20 protein-coding genes are annotated in these 23339 nt (G+C 73.5%); 13 read left to right on the forward strand and 7 right to left on the reverse strand.

All coding sequences use genetic code 11. The features are described from left to right. Nucleotides 1-125 precede the first annotated feature (125 nt). Nucleotides 126-1322 (forward strand): mannose-6-phosphate isomerase, class I, encoded by a 1197-nt coding sequence (manA, locus tag OGL89_RS06045; protein WP_263119007.1) that lies wholly within the window; start codon nt 126-128, stop codon nt 1320-1322. A 1-nt stretch (nt 1323) separates the two neighbouring features. Further along, complete coding sequence (locus OGL89_RS06050; RefSeq protein ID WP_263119008.1) at nt 1324-3378, forward strand: hypothetical protein; 2055 nt, start codon at nt 1324-1326, stop codon at nt 3376-3378. A 10-nt stretch (nt 3379-3388) separates the two neighbouring features. Here the strand turns inward: OGL89_RS06050 and OGL89_RS06055 are convergent, their stop codons facing one another. Then, the gene (locus tag OGL89_RS06055; RefSeq protein WP_263119009.1) at nt 3389-4126 is read right to left on the reverse strand and encodes a TIGR03089 family protein; all 738 of its coding nucleotides are present in this window, start codon (nt 4124-4126) and stop codon (nt 3389-3391) included. Nucleotides 4127-4413: 287 nt separating this feature from the next. On the opposite strand from OGL89_RS06055, the gene OGL89_RS06060 reads away from it, so the two are divergent. The 3 genes from OGL89_RS06060 to OGL89_RS06070 all read left to right on the forward strand — a co-directional run bounded on the left by OGL89_RS06060 (nt 4414) and on the right by OGL89_RS06070 (nt 10069). Beyond that, entirely contained in the window at nt 4414-4743 is a 330-nt protein-coding gene (locus tag OGL89_RS06060) for a WhiB family transcriptional regulator (RefSeq protein ID WP_276582069.1), read from the forward strand. Between the two features lie 87 nt (nt 4744-4830). Continuing rightward, nucleotides 4831-8457 carry a glycosyltransferase family 2 protein gene (locus tag OGL89_RS06065; RefSeq protein ID WP_263119010.1) on the forward strand — a complete coding sequence of 1209 codons (3627 nt, stop codon included), beginning with the start codon at nt 4831-4833 and terminating at the stop codon, nt 8455-8457. 1 nt (nt 8458) lies between these two features. Beyond that, nucleotides 8459-10069 carry a DUF5719 family protein gene (locus tag OGL89_RS06070; protein ID WP_263119011.1) on the forward strand — a complete coding sequence of 537 codons (1611 nt, stop codon included), beginning with the start codon at nt 8459-8461 and terminating at the stop codon, nt 10067-10069. Nucleotides 10070-10082: 13 nt separating this feature from the next. On the opposite strand, the gene OGL89_RS06075 is transcribed toward OGL89_RS06070, so the two are convergent. Then, nucleotides 10083-10925: a glycosyltransferase family 2 protein gene (locus OGL89_RS06075; protein ID WP_263119012.1), complete on the reverse strand. Its 843-nt coding sequence runs from the start codon at nt 10923-10925 to the stop codon at nt 10083-10085. 36 nt (nt 10926-10961) lie between these two features. Next, the gene (locus OGL89_RS06080) at nt 10962-11426 is read right to left on the reverse strand and encodes a metallopeptidase family protein (protein ID WP_346770683.1); all 465 of its coding nucleotides are present in this window, start codon (nt 11424-11426) and stop codon (nt 10962-10964) included. A gap of 88 nt (nt 11427-11514) precedes the next feature. On the opposite strand from OGL89_RS06080, the gene OGL89_RS06085 reads away from it, so the two are divergent. The 5 genes from OGL89_RS06085 to OGL89_RS06105 all read left to right on the forward strand — a co-directional run bounded on the left by OGL89_RS06085 (nt 11515) and on the right by OGL89_RS06105 (nt 14907). After that, nucleotides 11515-11886 (forward strand): DUF3499 domain-containing protein, encoded by a 372-nt coding sequence (locus OGL89_RS06085; protein WP_263119013.1) that lies wholly within the window; start codon nt 11515-11517, stop codon nt 11884-11886. Between the two features lie 3 nt (nt 11887-11889). Beyond that, nucleotides 11890-12183 (forward strand): hypothetical protein, encoded by a 294-nt coding sequence (locus tag OGL89_RS06090; protein WP_263119014.1) that lies wholly within the window; start codon nt 11890-11892, stop codon nt 12181-12183. Between the two features lie 18 nt (nt 12184-12201). Continuing rightward, nucleotides 12202-13677, forward strand: coding sequence for a phosphomannomutase/phosphoglucomutase (locus OGL89_RS06095; protein ID WP_263119015.1), 1476 nt, complete (start codon nt 12202-12204; stop codon nt 13675-13677). Between the two features lie 2 nt (nt 13678-13679). Then, complete coding sequence (locus OGL89_RS06100) at nt 13680-13877, forward strand: hypothetical protein (protein ID WP_263119016.1); 198 nt, start codon at nt 13680-13682, stop codon at nt 13875-13877. A 97-nt stretch (nt 13878-13974) separates the two neighbouring features. Further along, on the forward strand, nt 13975-14907 hold the full coding sequence (locus OGL89_RS06105; protein ID WP_263119017.1) for a cation diffusion facilitator family transporter: 933 nt from the start codon (nt 13975-13977) through the stop codon (nt 14905-14907). A gap of 131 nt (nt 14908-15038) precedes the next feature. Here the strand turns inward: OGL89_RS06105 and OGL89_RS06110 are convergent, their stop codons facing one another. The 3 genes from OGL89_RS06110 to OGL89_RS06120 all read right to left on the reverse strand — a co-directional run bounded on the left by OGL89_RS06110 (nt 15039) and on the right by OGL89_RS06120 (nt 18161). Further along, nucleotides 15039-15953 carry a glycine betaine ABC transporter substrate-binding protein gene (locus OGL89_RS06110; protein WP_263119018.1) on the reverse strand — a complete coding sequence of 305 codons (915 nt, stop codon included), beginning with the start codon at nt 15951-15953 and terminating at the stop codon, nt 15039-15041. Nucleotides 15954-16020: 67 nt separating this feature from the next. Continuing rightward, on the reverse strand, nt 16021-16881 hold the full coding sequence (locus OGL89_RS06115) for an ABC transporter permease subunit (RefSeq protein ID WP_263119036.1): 861 nt from the start codon (nt 16879-16881) through the stop codon (nt 16021-16023). A 23-nt stretch (nt 16882-16904) separates the two neighbouring features. Further along, nucleotides 16905-18161: a glycine betaine/L-proline ABC transporter ATP-binding protein gene (locus tag OGL89_RS06120; RefSeq protein WP_263119020.1), complete on the reverse strand. Its 1257-nt coding sequence runs from the start codon at nt 18159-18161 to the stop codon at nt 16905-16907. Between the two features lie 617 nt (nt 18162-18778). On the opposite strand from OGL89_RS06120, the gene OGL89_RS06125 reads away from it, so the two are divergent. The 3 genes from OGL89_RS06125 to OGL89_RS06135 all read left to right on the forward strand — a co-directional run bounded on the left by OGL89_RS06125 (nt 18779) and on the right by OGL89_RS06135 (nt 22268). Further along, the gene (locus OGL89_RS06125; protein WP_263119021.1) at nt 18779-20299 is read left to right on the forward strand and encodes a sensor domain-containing protein; all 1521 of its coding nucleotides are present in this window, start codon (nt 18779-18781) and stop codon (nt 20297-20299) included. Between the two features lie 11 nt (nt 20300-20310). After that, a complete protein-coding gene (locus OGL89_RS06130) occupies nt 20311-20967 on the forward strand; it encodes a response regulator transcription factor (protein ID WP_346770684.1) in 657 nt (218 codons plus the stop codon). Between the two features lie 155 nt (nt 20968-21122). Further along, a complete protein-coding gene (locus OGL89_RS06135; protein WP_263119023.1) occupies nt 21123-22268 on the forward strand; it encodes an acyltransferase in 1146 nt (381 codons plus the stop codon). A 7-nt stretch (nt 22269-22275) separates the two neighbouring features. Here OGL89_RS06135 and OGL89_RS06140 read toward each other — a convergent pair whose 3' ends face one another. Continuing rightward, nucleotides 22276-23259, reverse strand: a complete 984-nt coding sequence (locus OGL89_RS06140; RefSeq protein WP_263119024.1) for a TIGR03557 family F420-dependent LLM class oxidoreductase — start codon at nt 23257-23259, stop codon at nt 22276-22278. Nucleotides 23260-23339: the final 80 nt, after the last annotated feature.

Genomic DNA, 23339 nt, shown 5'->3' on the forward strand with positions numbered 1-23339 from the left:
CTAAGGGCACAGGTCTGATCGGCGCGCACGGTCCGACGTACCTGTTCCGGCGCGGCGCCCTGGGTAGCATCGGCGGTCGGCCCGCCGGGACCGGCCGGACCAGCGACGCGAGGAGTGGCGGAGACATGTTCGGGTTGACCACGGCAATCCAGCACTACGCCTGGGGGTCGCACACCGCGATCCCGGAACTGCTCCGGATCGAGTCCTCCGAGGGACCCGTGGCCGAGGCGTGGTTCGGCGCGCACGCGAGCGCGCCGTCGTTGTGCCGCGGAGCCGACGGTGCCGCCCGTCCGCTGACCGAGGTGATCGCGGCCGACCCGGAGCGGGTGCTCGGCCCGGACGTCCGCGCGCGGTTCGGCGACTCGCTGCCGTATCTGTTGAAGGTGATCGCGGCCGACTCGCCCTTGTCGTTGCAGGTGCATCCGCATCTGGACCAGGCGCGGGCCGGGTTCGCCGAGGAGGAGGCCGCGGGGATCGCTCACGACGCCGCGCACCGCAATTACCGCGACCGCAATCACAAGCCCGAGCTGGTCTTCGCCCTCACCCGGTTCGAGGCCGTCTGCGGGTTCCGTGCTCCCCGGCGCGCGGCCGAGCTGCTGGAGGGGCTGGAGGTGCCCCTGGCCCAGCAACTGCGGGCGCTGCTCGCGGCCCGCCCGCACGCCGACGGGATCCAGGCCGCCTTCACCCATCTGCTCCGGCCGGAGAGTCGCGCCGGCGCTCAGGCCATCGCCGAGGTCGCCGCCGCCTGCGCGGCAAGGCTCGCCGCCGGCTCCCCGTCGCCCCGCGCGGACCGCACGGTGGTCCGGCTGCAGGAGGCGTTTCCCGGCGATCCCGGCGTGGTGACCTCGCTGCTGCTGAACCCGGTGACGTTGCAGCCCGGTGACGCGCTGTTCGTCCCCGCCGGTGGCGTGCACGCCTATCTCAGCGGCGTGGGCGTGGAGGTGATGGCCTCGTCGGACAACGTGCTGCGTGCGGGGCTGACCGGAAAGCACGTGGATGTCGACCAGGTGCTGCGGAACGTCGACTACGTGGCCGCCCCCCCGATCCGGATCGCCCCCGAACGATTTCACGGTGCCACGCGGGTCTACTACGCACCGGTGGACGACTTCGAGCTGTCGATCACCCGCGTGGAGGACGACCGGGTGCACCCGTTGCCGGGTCGTGGGCCACGCGAACTGCTCTGCCTGGACGGTGCGCTGACCGTGCGGGGCGAGGGGGACCAGATCAGATTGCAGGCGGGGGAGGCGGCGTTCGTGCCGGCCTCGGACGGATCCCTGCACGTCTCGGGCGCGGGGGTCCTGGTCCAGGCCGGGGTTCCCTGACGTGACCGTCGCTCGTCGACTCGCGCGGCTCGGGACCGAGCTGCCCGACCGGATCCCGGTCTGGCTGGCGGCACTGGCCGTGGCCGGGGTGCTCGCCGCGCAGAGCGGGATCTTCAGGCCCTGGACGGTTCTGCCGGTGGCGGCCGCGCTGATCGCGCTGTCGTGGCGGGCGGTGCCCGAGTCTCCGGGCGGTCGCCACGTCGGTACGGGCGCTGGGCTCGCCCTCGGTGCCGTCGCGCTGTGGTGGGGACTGAATCTGCCGTACGCCGCGCAGTACGTCGTGGTGAACCGCGATCCCGGGTTCCTGACCCTGCGGGCGCTGTGGATGTCCGAGCACGGCAGCGCGCTGATCGGGGTCGGAGGGGCTGCCGAGGCCGCCGCCGCGGGCGGTGCGAGTGCGGGGACCGAGGCGTTCTGGCTGCACGGCGGACAGCTGTACGCGCAGGGCACGACCATGGTCCCGGGAGTGCTGGCGGTGCAGGGCTGGCTCGGTGGTGAGCGAGCGGTGCTCAGCGGCAATCTGCTGATCGGCGCGGTGGGCCTGCTCGCGTTCTACGCCTTGTGCCGCCGGTGGATCGGTCCGCTCTGGGCGCTCGTCCCCATGCTGGCGCTCGGCCTGTGCCTGCCGTACCTGGTCTTCACGCGTGCCGGTTACACCGAGCCGCTCAGCCTCGCCGTCCTCTGTGGTGCTCTGGCGGTGCTCTCGGCCCCGTGGCCACCGGGCGCCGGAGGCGTTCTCGGCCGGCACGTCCTGGCCGGTGCGCTGATCGGCGTGGTGGCGGGAGCCCGCATCGACGGGGCGGTCGCCGTCGTCGGACTGGCCGCGGGCTCCCTGCTCACCGTGCTGGTGCCCTCGGAACGGCTGCCCGTCCGGGTGCGGCGCCGGGGTGCGGTGCTCGCCACGGCCGCAGCGGTCGCCCTGATGGCCGTCGGGCTGATCGACGTCCACCACCTCAGCCCGGAGTACGCGCGGGTGCACGCACCGCTGGTCCGGCAGCTGTTGCTCGGAACCGGGGCAGCGGTGTCGGTGAGCGTCCTGGTCCAGCTGGCGCCGGAACGCTGGTGGGCGCGGGCGCGGGCCGCGCTCGCCCGGCGCCCACGAGCGGTGACGGCGGGTGTCGCCGGGCTCGGGACGTCGGTCGCTCTGGTGCTCCTCAGCCGACCCTGGTGGTACGAGGGCCGGCGGAGCGACGGTGACCAGGCGTACGGCGTCGCGGTCCAGATCCTGCAGCAGGCGGCGGGGTTGCCGCTCGACCCGGCCCGGACCTACGACGAGCAGACACTGGTGTGGGTCTCCTGGTATCTCGGCTGGGGGGCTGTCGTCCTGGGGCTGGCCGGACTGGTGGGGGTGACAGTCTCCGCGGTCCGCGGCCGTGACGCGCGATCGGGCGTCGTGGGAGCGGTCCTCCTGGTGACCGGCATGTTTCCGGTCGTCGTGGTCAACATCACCCCCGATCAGATGTGGGCGTCCCGCCGACTGATCGCCGCCACCTACCCGGCTCTGCTGTTCGGTGCGGCGCTCGTGGCGGCCCGCCTGGCCCGGCGCCCGAGACGCGGGACGGGTGTCGGGAGGGGGCTCGGCAGAGCGGTGTCGGCGCTGATCGTCGCCGTGCTCGTGATCGCCCCCGTCCACGGATGGCGTTCGACCGCGAGCGTGGTCGAGTTGTCCGGGCGAGCGGACCAGGCACACGCCGTCTGCGCGGCCTTGGAGGAGGCCGGCGCCGAGCGCGTGGTCTGGGTGCACTCGAGCCCGTTCCGCTACCTGGCGACGTTGCGGGTGCTGTGCGACGTCGAGGTGATCGAGTACGTGACGCCGCCCACGACCGAGCAGCTCGCCGCTGTCGCCTCCGCCTGGGGGGAGCAGCCGGTCGCCGTCGCGAGCTTCGATGCCGCAGACCTGCCCTGGAACGCCTCCCCGACCTCCTCGGTGGGAGGGACCCTGAGCACCACGATCGCTCGTTCCCTGGTGTCCCCCCCGACCACCGCCGACACCACCTGGAGCGAGGTGTGGTGGGGGCTGCTCGACGCCGACGGCACCGTGCGGCCGGTCGGGTGACCGCCACCGCTCACCCGACGGCGGTCACCCGTTCGTCCCGGGCGATCCGGTCGGTCCGGTCCTGGTCGCCGTCCAGCACGAAGAGCAGTGAGCCGTCCGACGCCAGTACGCCGAGCGCGCGCAGCAGCAGCGGGGCCAGGTCCGTGCGTCGCCCCCGTGTCGGCAACAGGGTGCGCGCGCCCCGCTCCACCGCGACCGCCGCCTCAGCCGACCGCACCAGGTCGCCGTGGGCCAGACGACCGTCCTCCAGATCCAGCGCCGCCGCGGACGGGTCGGACTCGGGTACCCAGTCGATCGTGTCCGCGTAGGTCATCACCGCCTGGGCGGCGTCGATCGCACCGGGTGGGAGGTCGCCGGGCCAGGACCGGGCGAGCGCCGGCAGGCTCTGGACGATCAGCGGTGCGGTGCGCGAGGCCGCCGGGCCGGGACGATCGGTCACGAGGGCATCGGCGGGCTCCTCGGCGCCCGTACGCACCGTGGCCCCGCAGCGCCAGGCGGCGAGCGCCCACACCACGCTGCGCCAGTGCGGGGGCAGATCGAGTGCGACGGTCGAACCCGGGGCGATGTCGAACTCCTGCACGAGCAGGTTGACGCTCTTGGACACCCAGTTGTCGAGCACCGCGCCGGAGAGTTCCACCCGCTCGCCGTCGGCCCCGTACCAGGTGAGTCGGGGCCGGCCCGGCTCCCGGAGCAGGCCGGTCAGCAGGTCGGCGACGGTGAGGACAGGTCGGGGCTCGGCGGCGGGCATGCGAGCAGCGTAGGCGGCGACACCGGTGCCGGGCCTGTCGCGCCCGGGTCGGGCGTCGGGGGAGCTGCGGTGCGGGATCGGTGAAGGTCGCGGCCAGGAGATCCGGACACTTCGCCCGATCACGGCCCAATAGCACGCCTCGGCTTGACGGATGGGAACGACACCCGTGTAATTTGCATCGGAGACACACCGAGCTCTGGCTGTGCGTCCTGAGGGACGGCGCGGTGCGGTTCGGCGCAGGGGGCACCACCGACAGCACTTCACCACGATCGAGCGCGGAGGCACACATGTGGAATCTGCTCGACGACGACGGGGATTTCCCGTCCGACGCGCTCACCTCTCCGACGTCCCAGGGCGCGGCGGTCCTGCCGCTGTTCGGCAGCCCCGAGGACGACGGAGTGATGGGCTGGCAGGAGCGGGCGCTGTGCGCCCAGACCGACCCGGAGGCCTTCTTCCCGGAGAAGGGCGGGTCCACCCGGGAGGCCAAGAAGGTCTGCCAGAGCTGCGAGGTCAAGTCCGAGTGCCTGGAGTACGCACTGGAGAACGACGAGCGCTTCGGCATCTGGGGCGGACTGTCCGAGCGAGAGCGCCGCAAGCTCAAGCGGCGTGTGGTCTGACGAAACCCGGCCTCCGGGCCGCATGATGGCCTGAGGATGCCCGAACAGACTCCCTCCACTGCCACGGCGCCGACCGTCACCTCCGTAGTGACCGCGGTCGTCGTCACGCGTGGCCGCACCCCCTTCCTCCCGGCGACGCTGCGCGCGCTGGCCGGCCAGAGCCGCGCCCCCGAGCGCGTGGTGCTGGTCGACGTCGGCTCGGATCCCGATCCGCGGGTCGCCGACATGCTGGACGCCGCGGGACTGAGCGCCACCGTGCTGCACGACCCACGAGCCGCCACGTTCGGAGCCGCCGTCCACACCGCGGTCGGCACCGGCTCCGGGACGGCGGGCTGGCTCTGGCTGCTGCACGACGACAGTGCCCCCGACCCCACCGCCCTGGACGCCGTGGTGCGCGCGGTCGAGGCCGCCCCCTCGGTCGCGATCGCCGGGACCAAGCAGCGCACCTGGACCCGTCCGGTCCGTCTGCTGGAGGTCGGCCTGCGCACCTCCCGGTCCGGGCACCGCGCCCGCGACGTCGAACCCGGGGAGGTCGACCAGGGCCAGCACGACGGCCGGGACGACGTGCTCGCGGTCGGCACCGCGGGGATGCTGATCCGACGCGACGTCTGGACGGAGCTGGACGGCCCGGACCCCGTGCTCGGTCCGTTCGGTGACGGACTGGACCTGTGCCGGCGTGCCCGGCTCGCCGGACACCGGGTCGTGGTGGTCCCCGGCGCCGTGGTCCGGCACGCCCAGGCCTCGCTGCACGGTCTGCGCGGCCCGGACGCCGGGCCCGAGGCCTTCGTGGACCTGGACGCGGACGGCGAGCCGGACGGCGCCGATCCGCGCCGCTCGTACCGTGCCCGTCGGATCGCGCTGCTGCATCAGCGACTGACCGGGGTGCCGCTGCCGGCGGTCCCGTTCGTCGCGGTGCTGGCCGCTCTCACGGCCGTGCTGCGGATGCTGATCCGGATCGCGAGCAAGGAACCGGGGCTCGCCGCGGCCGAGCTCACCGCAACCGCGCGCGTGCTCACCCGGCCCGGCGCCGTCGCGCGCGCTCGACGTCGTGCGGGCCGGACCCGGAGGCTGTCCCGCCGCGCCCTGCGCCCGCTCCAGGCAGGTCCGCGCACGGTGTGGCGGCAGTGGCGCGACCGTCGGCTGACCCGCGCCGAGGCCCGCCGCGTGCGCCGGGCGCCCTCCGAACTGGAACTGCGGGAGCTGGCCGCCCTGGCCCGACGTCGTCGGATCGGGCTCGGTGTGCTGGTGGTGCTGCTGCTCGGCGTCACAGTGGTCGCCCTGGGCCGCCCGCTGGTGTCGGTGCTGGGTGGTGCCGGGCTGAACGGCGGCGACCTGATGCCCGCCGGGAGCGGCCTGTCCGACCTCTGGCGCACGATCAGCACCGGCTGGGTGCCGTCCGGGCTGGGGGACCGCGGCCCGGCCGACGCGCTGCTCACCGTGCTGGTCCCCCTGACCGCGCTGGCCGGGGGCGACCTGGACGTCGCCCTGAGCGTGCTGGTGCTCGGAGCGGTGCTGCTGGCCGGGATCGGCGCCTGGTTCGCAGCCGGGGCCGCCACCCGATCGGTGACCGTCCGGCTCTGGGCGGCGGTGGCCTGGGTCGCGCTGCCCAGCCTGCTGCTGGCGACCGGCGACGGCCGGGTGGGTGCGGTGCTGGTGCACCTCGCCCTGCCCTGGTTCCTGCTCGCCCTGGCCCGGGCGGTCGGGGCCCAGCAGGTGGATCGCGTCGTGTCCGGCCTGGAGACCGTCTCCCGGGAAGCGGTGACCGGCGGGCCGGAGATCGCACCCGAGGACTGGGGCGACCCGGAGGCATGGGCGCGGGCGGGCTTCCGGGAGATGCGTCGCGGCGGCCGCCGTCGCGCGCGGCGGGCCGGGTCGGACCCTGACGCCCCCCGCGCGGACGGGACCGAGCCGGATCCGTCGGACGCGGATCCGTCCGAGTCGGGGCCGTCCGACGAGGCCGGCTCCGCGACTCCGGTGCGGGGCGTGCCGACGGTCGTCGCAGCGGACTCCGCGCCCGTCACCACCTCCATCTCGCTGCCCGACGTCGACCATCCCGGCGACCCGGACGGCGAGGTCGCACCGCCCCCGCCGGACCCGACACCCACCGGCTCGATCGCCGCGGCCGCCGGAGCCTCGCTCGCACTGGCCGTGATCGCCGCCGGTGCACCGGTGCTGTTGTTCCCGGGTCTGGTCCTGATCGTCACCGCCGCCTGGTGCGCGCCGCGGGGCCGTCGCCGTCGCCTGGTGCTCGCCGGGGTGCCCGCGCTGGTGCTGCTCGGTCCGACGCTGGCCGAGGCCGCCTCGCGCGGGGCGGCGGGCTGGCGACTGCTGGTGGCCGATCCGGGGTCGCCGCAGGCCGCCGGCACGGTGGATGCCGTGCACCACCTCCTCGGCGTGCCTGCCGACGCCTCCGGTCTCGTCCCGGCCTGGCTCACCGGCCTGCTCGGCGCGGATCTGGCCGCGTGGTGGCCCGCGCTGGCCGGGGCCGGGGTGCTCGTGCCGGCTCTGATCGCCCTGGCTCGCGGACGGGAGGTGGCACGGGGCGTACGGCTCGGTTGGCTGATGGCGGCGCTGGGTCTGGCGGCCACGGTCCTGTCGGCGCGGGTGGTCGTCGGGCAGCAGGCGGGCCAGGCGGTGACGGGGTGGGCCGGCGCCGGTCTGTCGTTCGCCTACGCGGGACTGCTGGCCGCCGCCGTGCTCGGCAGCCGCGGGGTGCAGACGTCGTTGGCGCAGGTGAACTTCGGCTGGCGACAGCTGACCGCGGGTCTGGCGACCCTGCTGGCCGTGCTGCTGCCGCTCGCAGGATGGTCGAGCTGGGCATGGCAGAGCCGGCAGGGCGACGTGGGCGCGCTGACCACGCTGGACCGCTCGGTGGTCCCCGCGATCGGGCGCCAGACCCAGGAGGGTCCGGACGCGCCGCGGGTGCTCGCCCTGACGGTCGACGAGGACGGGGCGACCGGTTGGCAGCTGCTGCGCGGCGACGGCCCGCAACTGGTCGAGGACGCTGCGGCGGCACGGACCCGGGACCTCACCGGTGCGCTCGCCGATCCGACCGTCGGGACGGCGGACGAGGCGGCACAGGAGATCGTCGATCTGGTGGCTCGGTTGTCGGCCGGGTCGGGGGAGGACGTGGCCGCCGAGCTCGGTGCCCTCGCGGTGGCCGACGTCCTGGTACCGAGCACCGCGGAGGACGACACGTCGGTGCGTTCGCAGGAGCGCACCGCCTTGATCGGCCGGTTGGACGCCACCCCCGGGCTGGAGCGGATCACGGAGGTCGCCGCCGGGGTCATCTGGCGGGTGCAGCCCGCCGCCGCCGACGGACAGGTCGACGAGGTCGTCGCGGCCTGGGCGCGGCTGCTCCCGGATGCCTCCGGCGCCACCTCCGCGACGACCTTGACCGGTGCGGACGCCGTCGCCGTCCCCGCCACCGGGACCCAGGTGGACACCAGGATCGCTGCCGGGGGCAGCGGGCGCCTGCTGGTGCTGGCCGAACGCGCCGACTCCGGTTGGCGCGCCACCCTGGACGGTCGCCCGCTCCGCAGCGTGACCGAGGGCTGGCGTCAGACCTTCGAGGTCGGCGCGAACGGCGGCCACCTGGTCGTGACCTATCAACCCGCCGACCGCGCGCCGTGGCTGATCGTGCAGGGCGTGGTCGCCCTGCTCGCCCTGCTGCTCGCGGTGCCGGTGCGCCGCCGGCGCGCGGGGAGGAGATGAGATGACCGACGTGACGACCGGCCGTGGCCGTGCCCTGCGCTGGGTCGGCGGTCTGCTGGTGCTGGCCCTGACCGGCGGTGCCACCGCCCTGGGCCTCGTCCTGCCCGCCGCCGACACCGCCGCTTCCGGCGCCACGGAGGTGGAGGTGCCGGCCGGCACCACGAATCTGGTCTGCCCCGGGCCGCTGATCCTGCCCGAGGAATCGGACGCGGGAGGGTCCGCGTTCCGGCGGGTGCCGGTGGATCCGATCGAGCGGGTCGGTGTGCTGGACACCTCCGGGGGCAGCTCGGCGACGCTGACCGTGGTGGGCGGCGAAGCGGAGCAGCTGTCCGGTGGCACGCTGACCGCGCGCGGGATCGCCGGACCGTCGTTGCTCAGCGCACCGGCCGTGGACGGCGAGGCCGCACGGGTGGTCGGCACGACCAGTGCGGTGACCACCGACGGCGACCTGCGCGGTCTCGCCGCGGGCAGCTGCGCCGGCGCGTCCTCGGACGTCTGGTTGGTCGGCGGCAGCACCGAGCTGGAGAGCACGGCGGATCTGGTGCTGGTCAATCCGGGGGTCACCACCGCGCAGGTCTCGCTCAGCGTGTGGGGCCCGGCGGGCGCCGTCGATCTGGCCACCAGCTCCGACGTGCTGGTCGCCCCGCAGTCCAGCCGGACCGTGGTGCTGACGGGTGTCGCCGCCGAGCAACGCCGCATCGTGGTCCATGCTCAGGCCTCGGGCGGACAGATCTCGGCGTACCTGCAGGACTCCCTGCTGGACGGTCTGACCCCGCGCGGCACCGACCTGGTCACCGCCGGGGCCGCACCTGCCACCTCGCAGGTGGTGCCCGGACTGATGCTGCAGACCGCCGCGGTGGACGACCCGGACGCCGCCCAGCTGCGACTGCTGGCTCCGGGGGATGAGGGCGCCACGGTCTCGGTCTCCCTGATCGGCCCGGACGGAGAGGTGCCCCTGTCGGGGGCCGAGGACCTGACGTTGGAGCCCGGCGTGGTCACCGACCTCTCACTGGGCGGGGTTCCCACCGGGGCCTACACCGCTGTGGTGGCGAGCGATCAGCCCGTGGTCGCGGGCGCGATGCTGGCCCGGGAGGGCACCGCCGGAGACCAGGACTCGGTGCCACGCATGGATCGGGCCTGGGCGGCGGCGACGGCGACCGGCGGCGGACTGGCCGCCCAGCCTCCGGGGGCCAGGGGCCGTCTCCTGCTCACGGTCCTCGACGCGGACGCCGACGCCGAGGCCGCCGCGGAGCCGAGCGCCGAGCCGTCTGCGACTCCCACCCAGGGCGAGCGCCCCTCCGGCGACGAGGAGACGGAGACCGGGCCGACGGTGGACCTGACCGTGCGGGCCTACGGCGACCGGGGCCTGCTGGCGGAGCGGACGATCACCGTGACGGTCGGCACCACGGACCGGATCGACGTGTCCGCGGTGGACGCGGACGCGACGACGGTGGAGGTCGAGGCGCCGGACGGGGTCGACCTGGCGTGGTCGATGTTCGCCTGGACCACGGCCGAGGACGGTCAGTTGATCTCGGTCATCAGCCCGGTCCTGGACGCCACCACCGACCGGACCGTGCGGGTCCGCCCGGCGGACCGGGCCGGTCTGGACTGAGCGCCGGTCCGGACTAGCGCGCCGCCCGCAGCTCCAGCGTCTCCCGCAGCCCCAGCCCGAGGCTGACCGCCATCCGCACCGGCCACTGGTACCAGCGGTGGTAGCGGCGGTGCAGGTACTGCTTCGCGCTGGCGTGGTGCGCCGAGATCATCCGGGAGGGCCGTGCCTTCCAGGACACCCCGCCGACGTGCACCACCTCGGCCGTGGGCAGGTACACGTTCGCCCAGCCCGCCCGGCCGAGCCGTTCGCCCAGGTCCACGTCCTCGAAGAACATGAAGTAGCTGGTGTCGAACCCGCCGACCGCGTCGAAGGCCGAACGGCGCAGCAGCAGGCACGCCCCGGACAGCCAACCCGCCGGGCGCTCGGCGCCGAGCGACTCCTGACGCCGGTGGTACGCCCGGGTCCACGGGTTGCCGGGCCACACCTTGCCCAGCACCGCGTGTCCGGCGCCCTGGGTCAGCGAGGGCAGCTCCCGGGCGGAGGGGTAGACCGTGCCGTCCTCGTTCAGCAGCGCCGGCCCGAGCGAACCCGCGGCGGGAATCCGTTCCGCGGCGCGCAGCAGGGTGTCCAGCGACCCGGGCCGCCAGATCACGTCCGGGTTCGCCACCACCAGCCAGTCCTGGTCCGCGTCCGCGGCACCGAGGTTCGCGCCGCCGCCGTAGCCGTGGTTCTCCCCGGTGCGGATCACCCGGGCGCCGCTGCGGGCGGCCACCCGGTCGGTGACCTCGGGCTCCGCGCCGTTGTCCACGATCACCAGCTCGACCGCGGCGGTGGTGGCGGTGGCCAGGCTGTCGACGAAGGTGTCCAGCTCCGGGCCCGGGTTGAACACGATGGTGACCACGCGCACGGCGGGCACGGGGGCAGGAGCAGAGGTCGTCATGGCCGGGCCAGACTAGCGTCCGTCCCCGAGCTGAGGATCGATCTCCTCCGGCGCGCGGCCCAGCAGGTGCGCCACCTGGTCCACCACGACCTCGTGCACCAGCTCGCCCAGGTCGTCGCCGCCGACCGCGCGGCTCTCCACCGGACGGCGGTAGACCACGATGCGCGGCGGCAGTCCGGGCTCGCTGGGGAAGCACCGGCCGAGCGGCACCCCGCCGCGCTCCCAGGGTGCCGGGTCGGCGGGCGGCACGTCCTCCACCGCGAACTCCACCCCGTCCAGCTGACGACCCCAGCGCAGCTCGAGCCGCTCCACCGAGCCGAGCACCAGGTCGTCGAAGCGCTCGCCCCGGGTCCGGGAAGCGGGCAGCCCGGCGGGCAGCAGCGGTCCGCGGATGCCACGGCCCCGGCGGTCGCGACGGCGCACCGGCCCCACCTGCCGAGGCGCGGAGAAGTCGGGGAGGAAGCGGCGGGGAGCCATCCGCGCACTCTATCTCCGCGCCACGGACGGGTGAGCCGCAGGCGGGTCCTGCCGCGGGTCCCGGTCGACGAGAGGTACCGTCGTCCCCGTGAGATCCGTCCGCCAGTGCTCCCGCACCGCGTGCGGTCGTCCGGCGGTGGCCACCCTCACCTATGTCTACGCCGACTCGACGGCCGTGCTCGGTCCGTTGGCGACCACCGCGGAGCCGCACTCCTACGACCTGTGCGCCGAGCACGCCTCGCGCCTGACGGCGCCGCGCGGCTGGGACGTGGTGCGCCTCGCGCCGGAGTTCGTCGAGACCGGGCCGAGCCATGACGACCTGGTCGCGCTGGCGGAGGCGGTCCGTGAGGCCGGACGACCAGCCCAAGCCGTCATGCCGGAGGGCCTGCCACCCGCCCAGCGGATGACCGAGGACCGGCGTCGCGGGCATCTGCGCGTGCTGCGTGGCGACGAGGACTGAGACATGGCGGAGGGGGCGGCAGGGGGCACAGGCCGGCGACGGGGACGGCGCGCGGCGGAACCGGCGCGACCGCTGGGATCGCTGACCCGGCAGGACCAGCCGCACGCGCTCGGCACCGAGGAGTGCGGCTCCTGCGGGTCGCGGCAGCTGACCCGGCTGCGCCTCACCCTCGCCGACGGCACCGAGGTCACCTTCGTGTCCTGCCACAGCTGCGAGCACCGCGCCTGGATCCCGGTCGACGGCGACGGGACCGAGCTCACCCGCGAGCAGGTCATGGAGCGGTCGGCGCGTCGCTGAGCACACCGCCCGGCTAGAGTGGCGGGCGTGTCCGAGACGCCCCGTGCAGACCTGCCCGACCTCACCGGCCTGATCAAGGCCTACGACGTGCGAGGGACGGTGCCCGACCAGCTGAACGCCGGGGTCGCCCGCGCGATCGGCGCCGCCTTCGCAGAGGTGGTGGTGATCCCCGAGGCCCCGGCCGGTGAGCGACCCCGGGTGGTGATCGGCAACGACATGCGCCCCTCCGGCCCCGAGCTGGTCGGCGCCTTTGCCGAGGGTCTGTCCTCCCGGGGGGTCGACGTGACCACCATCGGCCTGTGCTCCACCGACGGCCTGTACTTCGCCTCCGGGTCGCTGGGCATCCCCGGCGCGATGTTCACCGCGTCGCACAACCCCGCCGAGTACAACGGGATCAAGCTCTGCCGTGCCGGTGCCCGCCCGGTGGGTCAGGACTCCGGTCTGTCCGCGGTGCGCGACCTCGCGTCCCGGTACCTGGGCGAGGGTCTGCCGGCCGCTGTCGAGTCCGCCGGGAACGTCTCCGAGCGGGAGATGCTCGCCGACTACTCCGCCTTCCTGCGCGGCCTGGTCGACCTGTCCGGCATCCGGCCGCTCAAGGTCGTCGTGGACGCCGGCAACGGCATGGGCGGCTACACCGCGCCCGCGGTGCTGGGCACCGAGGCCGGTCTGCCCGCGCTGCCGCTGGAGGTCGTCCCGCTGTACTTCGAGCTGGACGGCACCTTCCCGAACCACGAGGCCAACCCGCTGGAGCCCGCCAACCTGGTCGACTTGCAGAAGGCCGTCGTCGAGCACGGCGCGGACCTCGGCCTGGCCTTCGACGGCGACGCCGACCGCTGCTTCGTGGTGGACGAGAACGGCGACCCGGTGTCGCCCTCGGCCATCACCGCGCTGGTCGGACTGCGGGAGATCGCCAAGGAGCAGGCAGCGGGCCGGCCGAACCCGGTGGTCATCCACAACCTGATCACCTCCCAGGTGGTGCCTGACCTGGTGTCCGCCGCGGGGGCCACCCCCGTGCGCACCCGGGTGGGGCACTCCTTCATCAAGGCGCAGATGGCGCAGTCGCAGGCGGTGTTCGGCGGTGAGCACTCCGCGCACTACTACTTCCGCGACTTCTTCTTCGCGGACACCGGGATGCTCGCGGCGCTGCACGTGCTCGCCGCGCTCGGCGGGCAGCCGCACCCGCTGTCGGCGCTGGCCGAGCAGTACCAGCCCTACGTCGCGTCCGGGGAGATCAACTCCCGGGTCGACGACGTCGCCTCGGCACGGGAGCGCGTGATCCACGCCTACGTCACCGAGCAGGGCGCCGGTCCGGTCACCACCGACGAGCTCGACGGCCTGACCGTCTCGCACTGGGACGGCCATCCGCAGTGGTGGTTCAACCTGCGGGCGTCCAACACCGAGCCGCTGCTGCGCCTGAACGTCGAGGCGGCGGACGAGGACATCATGGAGAAGGTGCGCGACGACGTGCTCGCACTGGTCCGGCAGGAGATCTGACCATGAGCGAGAACACCACCGGCACCGCCCCCTGGCTGCGCGAGCTGCTGCGCTGCCCGGTCACCGGAGCCACCCTGGTCGACGGAGTCGGCCCCGGCGGTCAGCCGGAGCTGGTCTCCACCGACCCGGATCGTCCGCTGGCCTACCCGGTCCGCGACGGCATCCCGGTCCTGCTGGAGTCCGAGGCCCGCGCGGTCTGAGTCGTCGCACGCACACGAATGCCCCGGGCGGTGGCCCGGGGCATTCGTCGTCTAGCATCACCCCCGGTCCGTACGCAGTCACCCGAGGGGAGCTCCGATGGCACACGGTGGGGGAAACAAGGCGATCGTCGCCGCGCTGTCCGCCAATCTGGGGATCGCGGTGACCAAGTTCATCGCCTTCCTGCTGACCAGCTCCAGCTCGATGCTGGCGGAGTCGGTGCACTCGGTCGCCGACTCCGGCAACCAGCTGTTGCTCCTGATCGGCGGGAAGCGTGCCCGCCGGGCGGCGGACGAGGAGCACCCGTTCGGCTACGGCCGGGCCCGCTACCTCTACGCCTTCGTGGTGTCGATCGTGTTGTTCAGCCTCGGTGGGCTGTTCGCGCTGTACGAGGCGTGGCACAAGTTCGCCGAGCCGCACCCGATCGAGTCCTGGCACTGGGTGCCGGTGGTGGTGCTGATCGCCGCTCTGGGCATGGAGGGCTTCTCCTTCCGGACCGCGATCACGGAGGCGAACCACACCCGCGGCGACCAGTCCTGGTGGCAATACATCCGCACGGCCAAGGCGCCGGAGCTGCCGGTGGTGCTGCTGGAGGACTTCGGCGCGCTGCTCGGCCTGCTGTTCGCGCTGTTCGGCGTCGGGATGACACTGGGCACGCACGACGGGCGCTGGGACGCGGTCGGCTCCGCGGCGATCGGCCTGCTGCTGGTGGCGATCGCGATCGTGCTGGCCATCGAGACCAAGTCGCTGCTGCTCGGTGAGTCGGCGAGCCGCAGGGACGTGGACGCGATCCGGGCGGCGCTGGTGGGGGAGGGCGTGCCCTCGGTGATCCACCTGCGCACCCTGCACCTCGGGCCGGAGGAGCTGCTGGTCGCGGCCAAGATCGAGGTCGACGCCGAGGAGTCCGCGGCGGAGGTGGCACACGCCATCGACGCGGCGGAGCGCCGGGTGCGGGCGGCGGTGCCGATCGCGCGGGTGATCTACCTCGAGCCGGACCTCCGGCGCGCGGTCGAGGCGGCCGCACGGCCCTGACCGCCTGACCCCGGTCGCCGAGTGCGAAGAACTCGTCGCGATCCAGGCGATTCGGGCGACGACTTCTTCGCACTCGAACGGACGACGGCCCCGGTGCCTGCGCTCCGGGGCCGTCGTCCGTCCAGGGAGGATCAGACCCCGGCCTTGTCCTTGAGCTCGGTCACGAAGTCGGGGTTCGCGTCCAGCCAGGTGCGGACCGACGCGGCGGGGTCGGAGCCGCCGTCCTCGTTGAACACCTGGTTCTCCAGGGAGAACAGCTGCTCGTCGGTCAGGGTGAAGTTCTCGATGATCTTGCTCAGCGTCGGGTAGTCCGCCGCGAAGTCGGTGCGGCCGACGGTGTGGATCTCCTCGGCGTCGCCCATCGCGCCCTCGGGGTCCTCGAGGTCCTTGATCGGGTAGGCGTCGTAGGCCCAGTGCGGCCGCCACAGGGTGACGGCGATGTTCTCGCCGGCGTCGGTGGCGCCCTTCAGCTCGGCCAGCATCGCCGGAGTGGAGGAGACCACGTACTCCATGTCGTCCAGACCATAGGTCGGGATGGCCTCGTCCTGGGTGATCCGGGTCAGACCGGCACCGGCCTCGATGCCGACCAGACGGTTGTCGAACAGGTCGGCGTTGTCGGCCAGCTCGTCGAGCGAGTCGATCGGCGCATCCTCGTTCACCGCGATGGTGAGCTTGGCGTCGTCGTACCAGGTGCCCAGGTCCTCCATCTCGTCGCCGTACTGCTCCCAGTAGTCGGCGTGGGTGGTGGGCAGCCACATGTCGAAGTTCAGGTCGAAGTCGCCACCGGTGATGCCGGTGTAGACCACGCCCGGGTCGGCCTCCTCGGAGGTGACGGAGTAGCCGTCGTCCTCCAGCATGGCGGCGAACAGGTGCGAGACCGCGATGCCCTCGTCCCAGCCGGAGTGGATGCCGATCGACACGGTCGACAGGTCGCCGTTGTCCAGACGATCGCCGTCCGAGCCGGAGCCCGAGCCGGAGGAGCAGGCCGCGAGGGCCAGAGTGGTGCCGAGCGCCGTGGCGGCGATCAGGGTGTGACGCGTGCGCATGTCGTCCTTTCCTGGGGACGGCAGAGAGCCGTCCTTCGTGGGGGATGTCGCGAGAGTGAAGTGGCTGTCAGTGCGAGGCCGACGCGGCGGCCACGGCCTTGGCGACCTTCGACCGGGTGCCGAACGCGGAGGTGACCCGGTCCAGGAACATCGCCAGGATCACCACGGCGAGCCCGGCCTCGAAGCCGAGCGAGATGTTGACCCGGTTCAGCGCGGCGACGACGTCGCCACCCAGGCCGCCGGCGCCGACCATGCCGGAGATGACCACCATCGACAGCGCCAGCATGATCACCTGGTTGACGCCGGCCATGATGGTCGGCATCGCCAGCGGGAGCTGGATCTGGCGCAGGATGCGGCCGTCCGAAGACCCGAAGGCGTGGCCGGCCTCGACGACCTCACGGTCGACCTGGCGCAGGCCGAGCTCGGTGAAGCGCACGCCGGGGGCCATCGCGAAGATCACGGTGGCCACGATGCCGGGCACCACGCCGACCCGGAAGATCACCACGGTGGGGATCAGGTACACGAAGGCGGGCATCGTCTGCATGAAGTCGAGCACCGGGCGCAGGGTCCGGGAGACGTGGTCGTTGCGGGCGGCCCAGATGCCGAGCGGGATCGCCAGGATCAGCGCGACCGCACTGGCGAGGATGACCAGGGCCAGGGAGTCCATCGCGTTGGACCACTGGTCGACCGCGGCGATCACCACGAACCCGGCCAGGGTGCCGACCGCGAGCTTCCAGCCCTTGGCGAACAGGGCGATCAGGGCCAGCGCGATCACGATGATCCAGAACGGCGGACCGCTGAGCACGGTGTCCAGGCCGTCGTAGGCCGAGGTCAGGATCGAGCGGATGACCTTGAACAGTCCGCTGAAGGTGGTGGTGATCCAGGTGACGATCGTGTCGACCCACTCACCCAGCGGCAGGCGGGGCATCCCGGTGTCCGTGGCGGCGTGGATCACGCGCGCACCTCCTCGATCGTGGTGTCGGTGTCGGTGGTGGTGCCCGCGACGACCGGGGTGCCTTCCGGCGGGGTGGTGTTCTCCGGCGGGACCATGGCCTCGAGCAGCGTCACCCGGGGGATGACGCCGACCAGGCGGCCCTGCTCGTCGGTGACCGGCACCGGCAGCGGGGACTCGGCGGCGGGGGCGAACACCTCCGCGAGCGGGGTGTCCGCGGAGACCGAGGTCAGACTGGCGTCGACCCGCCCGACCAGGTTCTCGGCGCCGTCACGGGTCGCCTTGACGGCGTCCTCGTCCCGGATGATGCCCTGCAGCCTGCGCGCCCGGTCCACCACGTAGGCGGCGGCGACCTGCTGCTCCTGCATGGTGCGCAGGGCCAGTCGGGGGCCGGCGTTCAGCGACGCGACCGCGGCGGGGCGGCGCATCACGGAGGAGGCGGTCAGCACCCGGGTCCGGTCCACGTCGGCGACGAACTGCGCCACGTAGTCGTCCGCCGGGTCGGAGAGGATCTGCTCGCTGGTGCCGACCTGCACGATCCGGCCGTCGCGCATGACCGCGATCCGGTCGCCGAGGTACATCGCCTCGTTCAGGTCGTGGGTGATGAAGACGATGGTCTTCCCCAGGGTCTGCTGGAGCTCCAGCAGCTGGTCCTGCATCTCGCGCCGGATCAGCGGGTCAAGGGCGGAGAACGCCTCGTCCATCAGCAGGATGTCGGTGTCGGCGGCCAGGGCGCGGGCCAGGCCCACGCGCTGACGCATGCCACCGGAGAGCTCGTGCGGCAGGTGGTCGGCCCACTGGTCGAGCCCGACCATGGCGAGCGCCTCGCGGGCCCGGCGGTCGCGCTCGGACTTCTCCACGTTCTGCAGCGACAGCGGGTAGGCCGCGTTGTCCAGCACCGTGCGGTGCGGCAGCAGGGCGAAGTGCTGGAACACCATCGACACCTTGCGCTGGCGGATCTCACGCAGCTGCGCGGGGCTCACCGCGCTCAGGTCGTCGTCCCCGAGCAGCACCCGGCCGGCCGTGGGCTTCCACAGCCCGTTCAGCATCCGGATCAGGGTCGACTTGCCGGAGCCGGACAGGCCCATCACCACGAAGGTCTCACCGGAGGCGATCTCGAGGTCCGCGTCGATCACCGCAGCGGTTCCCCACTGCTTCACCTCGTCGCGTCCTGCGCCCTCGCGCAGGCGGCGCACCGCCTGCTCCGGTCGTCGACCGAAGACCTTGTACACGCCCTCGACGCGCAGTCCTGTCACTCATCCACCTCGTCACGTCCATGACACGCGCACCGGGGGAGACGGCGCTCCGGTCGGAGCGCGCTGAGTCCGCGCCTGGTGCCTCGCGTGTCGGGTCGGCACTCCTTCGCGGAGCGGTCAGGTCGCGCGATGGTCGTCGCGGTCCGGACCGGCCCTCCGAACGTGGATCGGCCCCCGCATCCGCACCCCCCATCGGGGTGCCGCGAGGGCCGAGAGTCCCTGTTCCGTGCCGACCAACTCGTTGATCTGGTCGTTGACCACCATTCACCAGATCTGCGCGAAGGGCGAATGGGAAGTGCTGAAATCAAGGGTGTGCAGGCGTGACTTTGCCTAGGTAAAGGCATCCTGACCTGCGACTTTACCTGATCTTGGATTGTTACCGTTTCGTGACATGACGGCTGCCGTGGGCGCGCGTCCATGCGCGTCCGGGCCGTGGCGGGGGTCACAGGTGCCGTCGGTACGCGCCGTGGCCTGACGCGCCCGGGCCGCGCGCACGCGGGCACCGCCCCACCCGAACGGGGGATAACCCCACCCTGCCTCACGGGGTCGCCGGGTGTCCTGTCGAGTCCACCGCGCGGGACGATGGAGATCGCGACCCACCCTGCGAGGAGCACCTGATGCCCGATCCGTCCGTCCACGAGCCGCCTGCGGCCCCGCCCGGCCCCGCACCGCACCGGAACGGCGAGCCCACCGCGTCGGCGTCACCCGCCGAGCCGTCCCCGCCCTCCGCGAACGCCGAGCCGGCCCTGACCGCCGAGCCGGCCCTGACCGCCGAGCCGGCCGCGACCGCCGAGTCGGCCCCGACCGTCGATCTGGCCGCGATCGATCCGGTTCCGGTCGGCCCCGCCCGGCCCGTCATGGCGTGGACCCCGCTCCCCGGCCGGACCTGGCGCGAGCTCGGCTACCTGCTGGTCATGCTGCTGCTCAGCTCGGCCGCGTTCGTCTACCTCGTGGCCACCGTGTCGTTGACCGCGGGACTGCTGATCACCGTGGTGGGTCTGTACGTCCCGGGCGCGATGGTGATCGGCGCCCGCGGCTTCGGCTCCGCCTACCGGTCGATGGCCCGCACCTTCCTCGGGCTGGACGTCCCGGCACCGCCGCGGCGGCGCGAGGTCGACGGGTCGTGGCGGCGGCTGCTCGCCTGGTGGGCGGACCCCGCCGGGTGGCGGGCGATGCTGTTCGGTCTGGTGTCCTGGCCGCTGTCGATGCTCGGGACCGTGGTGTCCGTCGGGTTCCTGGCGGTCGGCCTGGGCGGGCTCACGCACTGGATCTGGTACCGGTTCCTGCCCGCCCAGATCGGCTCCGACGGCCGGATGCACCGCGGCGCGTCCTTCGGCGACGGCTACTTCATGGACACCACGCCACGGCAGTGGCTGCTGATCTCCGGCGGGGTGCTCTGCCTGGTCGCCTGGTGGTCCCTCACCCGGGCCTTCGGCCACCTGTTCCGCGGGCTGAGCCGGGGGCTGCTCGGCCCGACCGAGGCCAGCCTGCGGGTCGCCCACCTGGAGCGCACCCGCAGCGCGGCGGTGCAGGGCGCCGACGCCCGGCTGCGCCGGATCGAACGGGACCTGCACGACGGCACCCAGGCCCGGCTGGTCGCGGTGGCCATGCAGATCGGCGATGTGAAGGACCGGCTGGAGGAGGGGCCGGACCCGGAGTCGGCCGCCCTGCTCGGCGCCGCGCACACCGGACTCAAGGACACCCTGGCGGAGCTGCGCGAGATCGCCCGGGGCATCCACCCGCCGGCCCTCGACGACGGTCTGGCGGTCGCCCTCACCACGCTCGCCACGCGCTGCCCGCTCAGCGTCGCCGTCCGGACCGACCTGCGCCGGGAGCCGGACCCGGAGATCCAGACCATCGCGTACTACGCCGTCGCGGAGCTGCTGACCAACGCGGCGAGGCACTCCGGGGCGGACAAGGCCGCGGTGGAGGTGCTCGGCGGTCGTCGCCGGGTCACGGTGCGGGTCACCGACAACGGGCGCGGTGGCGCGGCCGCCGGGCTGCCGGGTGCCTCGGGCGGCTCGGGTCTGGCCGGGATCGGCGACCGGGCCGCAGCGGTGGACGGCCGGATCGAGATCGACAGCCCCGCCGGTGGGCCTACGGTGATCACCGTGGACCTGCCGATGAGCGCCCGATGACCCCGACCCCGCTGACGGTGGTCATCGCCGAGGACTCGGTGGTGCTCCGGGACGGTCTGGTCGCGCTGCTGACCCGGCGGGGCCACCGGGTGCTGGCGGCCCGGCCCGACGCCGACGCGCTGCTGGCCGAGCTGCCCACGCTGTCCGAACGGCCGGACGTGGCCGTGCTGGACGTCCGGATGCCACCCACCTTCACCGACGAGGGACTGCGCGCGGCCCTCGCGATCCGCCGGGACCACCCCGGGGTCGGCGTCCTGCTGTTCTCCCAGTACGTCGAGACCGCCTACGCCACCGAGCTGTTCGGCGCGGACGCCCGGGGGACCGGCTACCTGCTCAAGGACCGGGTCGCCGAGGTCCGGGACTTCCTGGACGCCCTGGAGCGGATCGCCGCCGGGCAGACCGTGCTGGACCCGGAGGTCGTCGGGCAGTTGATGGGCGCCGCACGGGTGGACCCCGGGCTGGCCCGGCTCTCCCCGCGTGAGGTCGAGGTGCTGGAGATGATGGCCGAGGGCCGGTCGAACGGCGCGATCGCCGAGCGGCTGTACCTGTCCGCGGGGGCGGTGGAGAAGCACGTCACCTCGATCTTCGGCAAGCTCGACCTGGCCCAGGACGCCGGGGACAACCGCCGGGTGCTGGCGGTGCTGCGGTACCTCAGACTCGGCGTCTGAACCTGCCGGGGGATCACCCCACCCCGATCATGACGAAGCCCGCCGGACACCCGGCGGGCTTCGTCATGTTCCGGATCGGTCGAGGCGAACAGGCTGGTCAGGCGCCCGAAAGCCGGGTTCCCGCGTGAGCTGCGCGGCTGCTGTCGAGGAGCGCCATGTCGGCCACACTCACCGCCCCGGTCCGGGAACGGTCCACCACCCCGGACCCCGCCCGTCCGGCGCCGCCCGCCCGCGACCCGTACGTGGACGGGATCCGCGCGGTGGGCATCCTGGCCGTGGTGGCGCTGCACTGGTCGATGGTCGAGGCGTCCTGGGACGGCGACCGGCTGGTGATCGGCAACGCGCTCGGCCACGGCTGGGCCTGGCTGCTCACCTGGTCGCAGCCGCTGCCGGTGCTGTTCTTCGCCGCCGGGGTCGCTGCCCGGCACGGGTGGCGCAGAGCGGCCTCCGCCCACAGCTTCCTCACCGCGCGGGTCCGGGCGATGCTCCCGGCCCTCGGCGGCTTCGCGCTGATCTGGGCCGGTCTGGTCGTGGTGCTGCCCCTGCTGGGCATCCCGGACACCGCGGTGCGGCAGGTGGCACGGATCGCCCCGCAACCGCTGTGGTTCCTCGGGGTCCAGGTGGTGCTGCTCGCCCTGACCCCGGTCCTGGTCCGGGCCGGGGAGCGCTGGGGATGGCGGGTGCCGGTGGCCCTGGGCGCCGCGGCGCTCGCGGTGGACCTGCTCCGGTTCGGCGCCGGGATCGGCCAGGTGTCGATGGCCAACCTGGTGCTGGTCTGGGCGGTGCCCTACGTGATCGGCCTGCTGGACGCCGAGGCCCGGATGGCGGGCCGGGCCGGGTCACCCCGCCGGGCCGCGCTGGTGGCGGTCGGCGGGCTGGCGGCCACGGTGGTGCTGATCGTCTGCGGTCCGTACCCGGTGTCGCTGATCGGGATGCCCGGCGACGCGGTGTCCAATCTTGCCCCGCCGACCGCCCCGGTGCTGACCTTCGCGGTGGCCCAGGTGGCCTTCGCCCTGGCGCTGCGACCCCGGCTGGCCGGGCGGGCGGCCCGGTCGCCGCTGGTGGCCTGGGCGAACGCGCGGTCGATGGGGCTGTACCTGTGGCACCTGACCGCGATGTTCCTGCTCACCGGGTTGGTGCTCTTCGGCTTCCGGCTCTCGGTGCCGGAGCCCTGGACCGCCGGGTGGTGGCTGACCCGGCTGCCGGTCGCGCTGGCGGCCTGGGGCCTGCTCCTCGGGCTGCTCCGGCTCGACCGCACGGTGCAGCCGGTGGTGCGCCGCGTGGTCGGGGCGCGGCGATGAACCCGGGTCACGACCGCAGGGCCGGCAGCACCTCCCGGGCGAAGACGTCGATCCACTCGGCCTGGTTCCGTCCCACGTTGTGCAGGTACACGTGGGTGAAGCCCGCGTCGATGAACCGCTGGATCTCGGCCCGGTGCGCGTCGGGGTCCGCCGAGATCAGCAGGCGCCCCTCGAAGTCCTCCGGCCGGACCAGCTTGGCCATCTGCTCGAAGTCGTAGGGCGAGCGGATGTCGCCCTTGCCGAACTTCATCCCGCCGTTCGGCCACTCGGTCATCGCGTTGGCCAGCGCGTGCTCGTGGGTCGGCGCCCAGGACAGGTGCAGCTGGAGGACCTTCGGCATCGCATCCGGGTCCTTGCCGGCCTCGCGGGCCCCCTCGGCGAACTTGGCCAGGATGCCCGCGACCTTGTCCAGGCTCGCCCCCGGGGTGATGATCCCGTCCGCCTCCCGGCCGGTGCGCCTGGCGGTGATCGGCCCGGCGGTGGCGATGTGGATCGGCGGGGCCTCGTCCAGGGTCCACAGCCGGGTCTTCTCCAGCGTGAAGAACTCGCCGCGGTGCTTGACCTCCTTGCCGCTGAACAGCTTGCGGATGATCGCGACCGCCTCCCACATCCGGCGCAGGCGGTCCGGCGCCTCCGGCCAGTAGCCGCCGACCACGTGCTCGTTCAGCGCCTCGCCGGAGCCCAGTCCCAGCCAGTGCCGGCCGGGGTACATCGCCGCCAGGGTGGCCGACGCCTGCGCGACCAGGGCCGGGTGCATCTTGAAGCTGGGGCAGGTCACGCCGGGCCCGAGGTCCCCGGTGGTGACCGCGCCCACCGCGGTGAGCAGGTTCCACACGAACGGCGCATGCCCCTGCTGCGGGACCCAGGGCTGGAAGTGGTCGGCGGCCATGGTGCCGGCGAACCCGGCCTGCTCGGCCCTCCGGCAGAGCTCCACCAGCTCGGTGGGGTGGAACTGTTCGCTCATCGCGGCGTAGCCGATCTGCGCGGTCATCGCGGTTCTCCTCGGTGCGGGGTGGCGGGGTGGCCCGGCGTAACACGCCGGAAGCAGGGGGATGGTGCGATGGACGCCCG

Origin of the sequence: Cellulomonas sp. RIT-PI-Y (assembly GCF_025642745.1) — a bacterium.
Taxonomy (GTDB): Bacteria; Actinomycetota; Actinomycetes; order Actinomycetales; family Cellulomonadaceae; genus Cellulomonas.

Bases quoted from the DNA above. Each gene is read 5' to 3' on its own strand.
- OGL89_RS06110 (WP_263119018.1), bottom strand. From the start codon at position 15,953: ATGCGCACGCGTCACACCCTGATCGCCGCCACGGCGCTCGGCACCACT.
- manA (WP_263119007.1), top strand. From the start codon at position 126: ATGTTCGGGTTGACCACGGCAATCCAGCACTACGCCTGGGGGTCGCAC.
- OGL89_RS06115 (WP_263119036.1), bottom strand. From the start codon at position 16,881: ATGCCCCGCCTGCCGCTGGGTGAGTGGGTCGACACGATCGTCACCTGG.
- OGL89_RS06080 (WP_346770683.1), bottom strand. From the start codon at position 11,426: ATGGCTCCCCGCCGCTTCCTCCCCGACTTCTCCGCGCCTCGGCAGGTG.
- OGL89_RS06055 (WP_263119009.1), bottom strand. From the start codon at position 4,126: ATGCCCGCCGCCGAGCCCCGACCTGTCCTCACCGTCGCCGACCTGCTG.
- OGL89_RS06090 (WP_263119014.1), top strand. From the start codon at position 11,890: ATGGCGGAGGGGGCGGCAGGGGGCACAGGCCGGCGACGGGGACGGCGC.
- OGL89_RS06070 (WP_263119011.1), top strand. From the start codon at position 8,459: ATGACCGACGTGACGACCGGCCGTGGCCGTGCCCTGCGCTGGGTCGGC.
- OGL89_RS06105 (WP_263119017.1), top strand. From the start codon at position 13,975: ATGGCACACGGTGGGGGAAACAAGGCGATCGTCGCCGCGCTGTCCGCC.
- OGL89_RS06135 (WP_263119023.1), top strand. From the start codon at position 21,123: ATGTCGGCCACACTCACCGCCCCGGTCCGGGAACGGTCCACCACCCCG.
- OGL89_RS06100 (WP_263119016.1), top strand. From the start codon at position 13,680: ATGAGCGAGAACACCACCGGCACCGCCCCCTGGCTGCGCGAGCTGCTG.
- OGL89_RS06140 (WP_263119024.1), bottom strand. From the start codon at position 23,259: ATGACCGCGCAGATCGGCTACGCCGCGATGAGCGAACAGTTCCACCCC.
- OGL89_RS06125 (WP_263119021.1), top strand. From the start codon at position 18,779: ATGCCCGATCCGTCCGTCCACGAGCCGCCTGCGGCCCCGCCCGGCCCC.
- OGL89_RS06060 (WP_276582069.1), top strand. From the start codon at position 4,414: ATGTGGAATCTGCTCGACGACGACGGGGATTTCCCGTCCGACGCGCTC.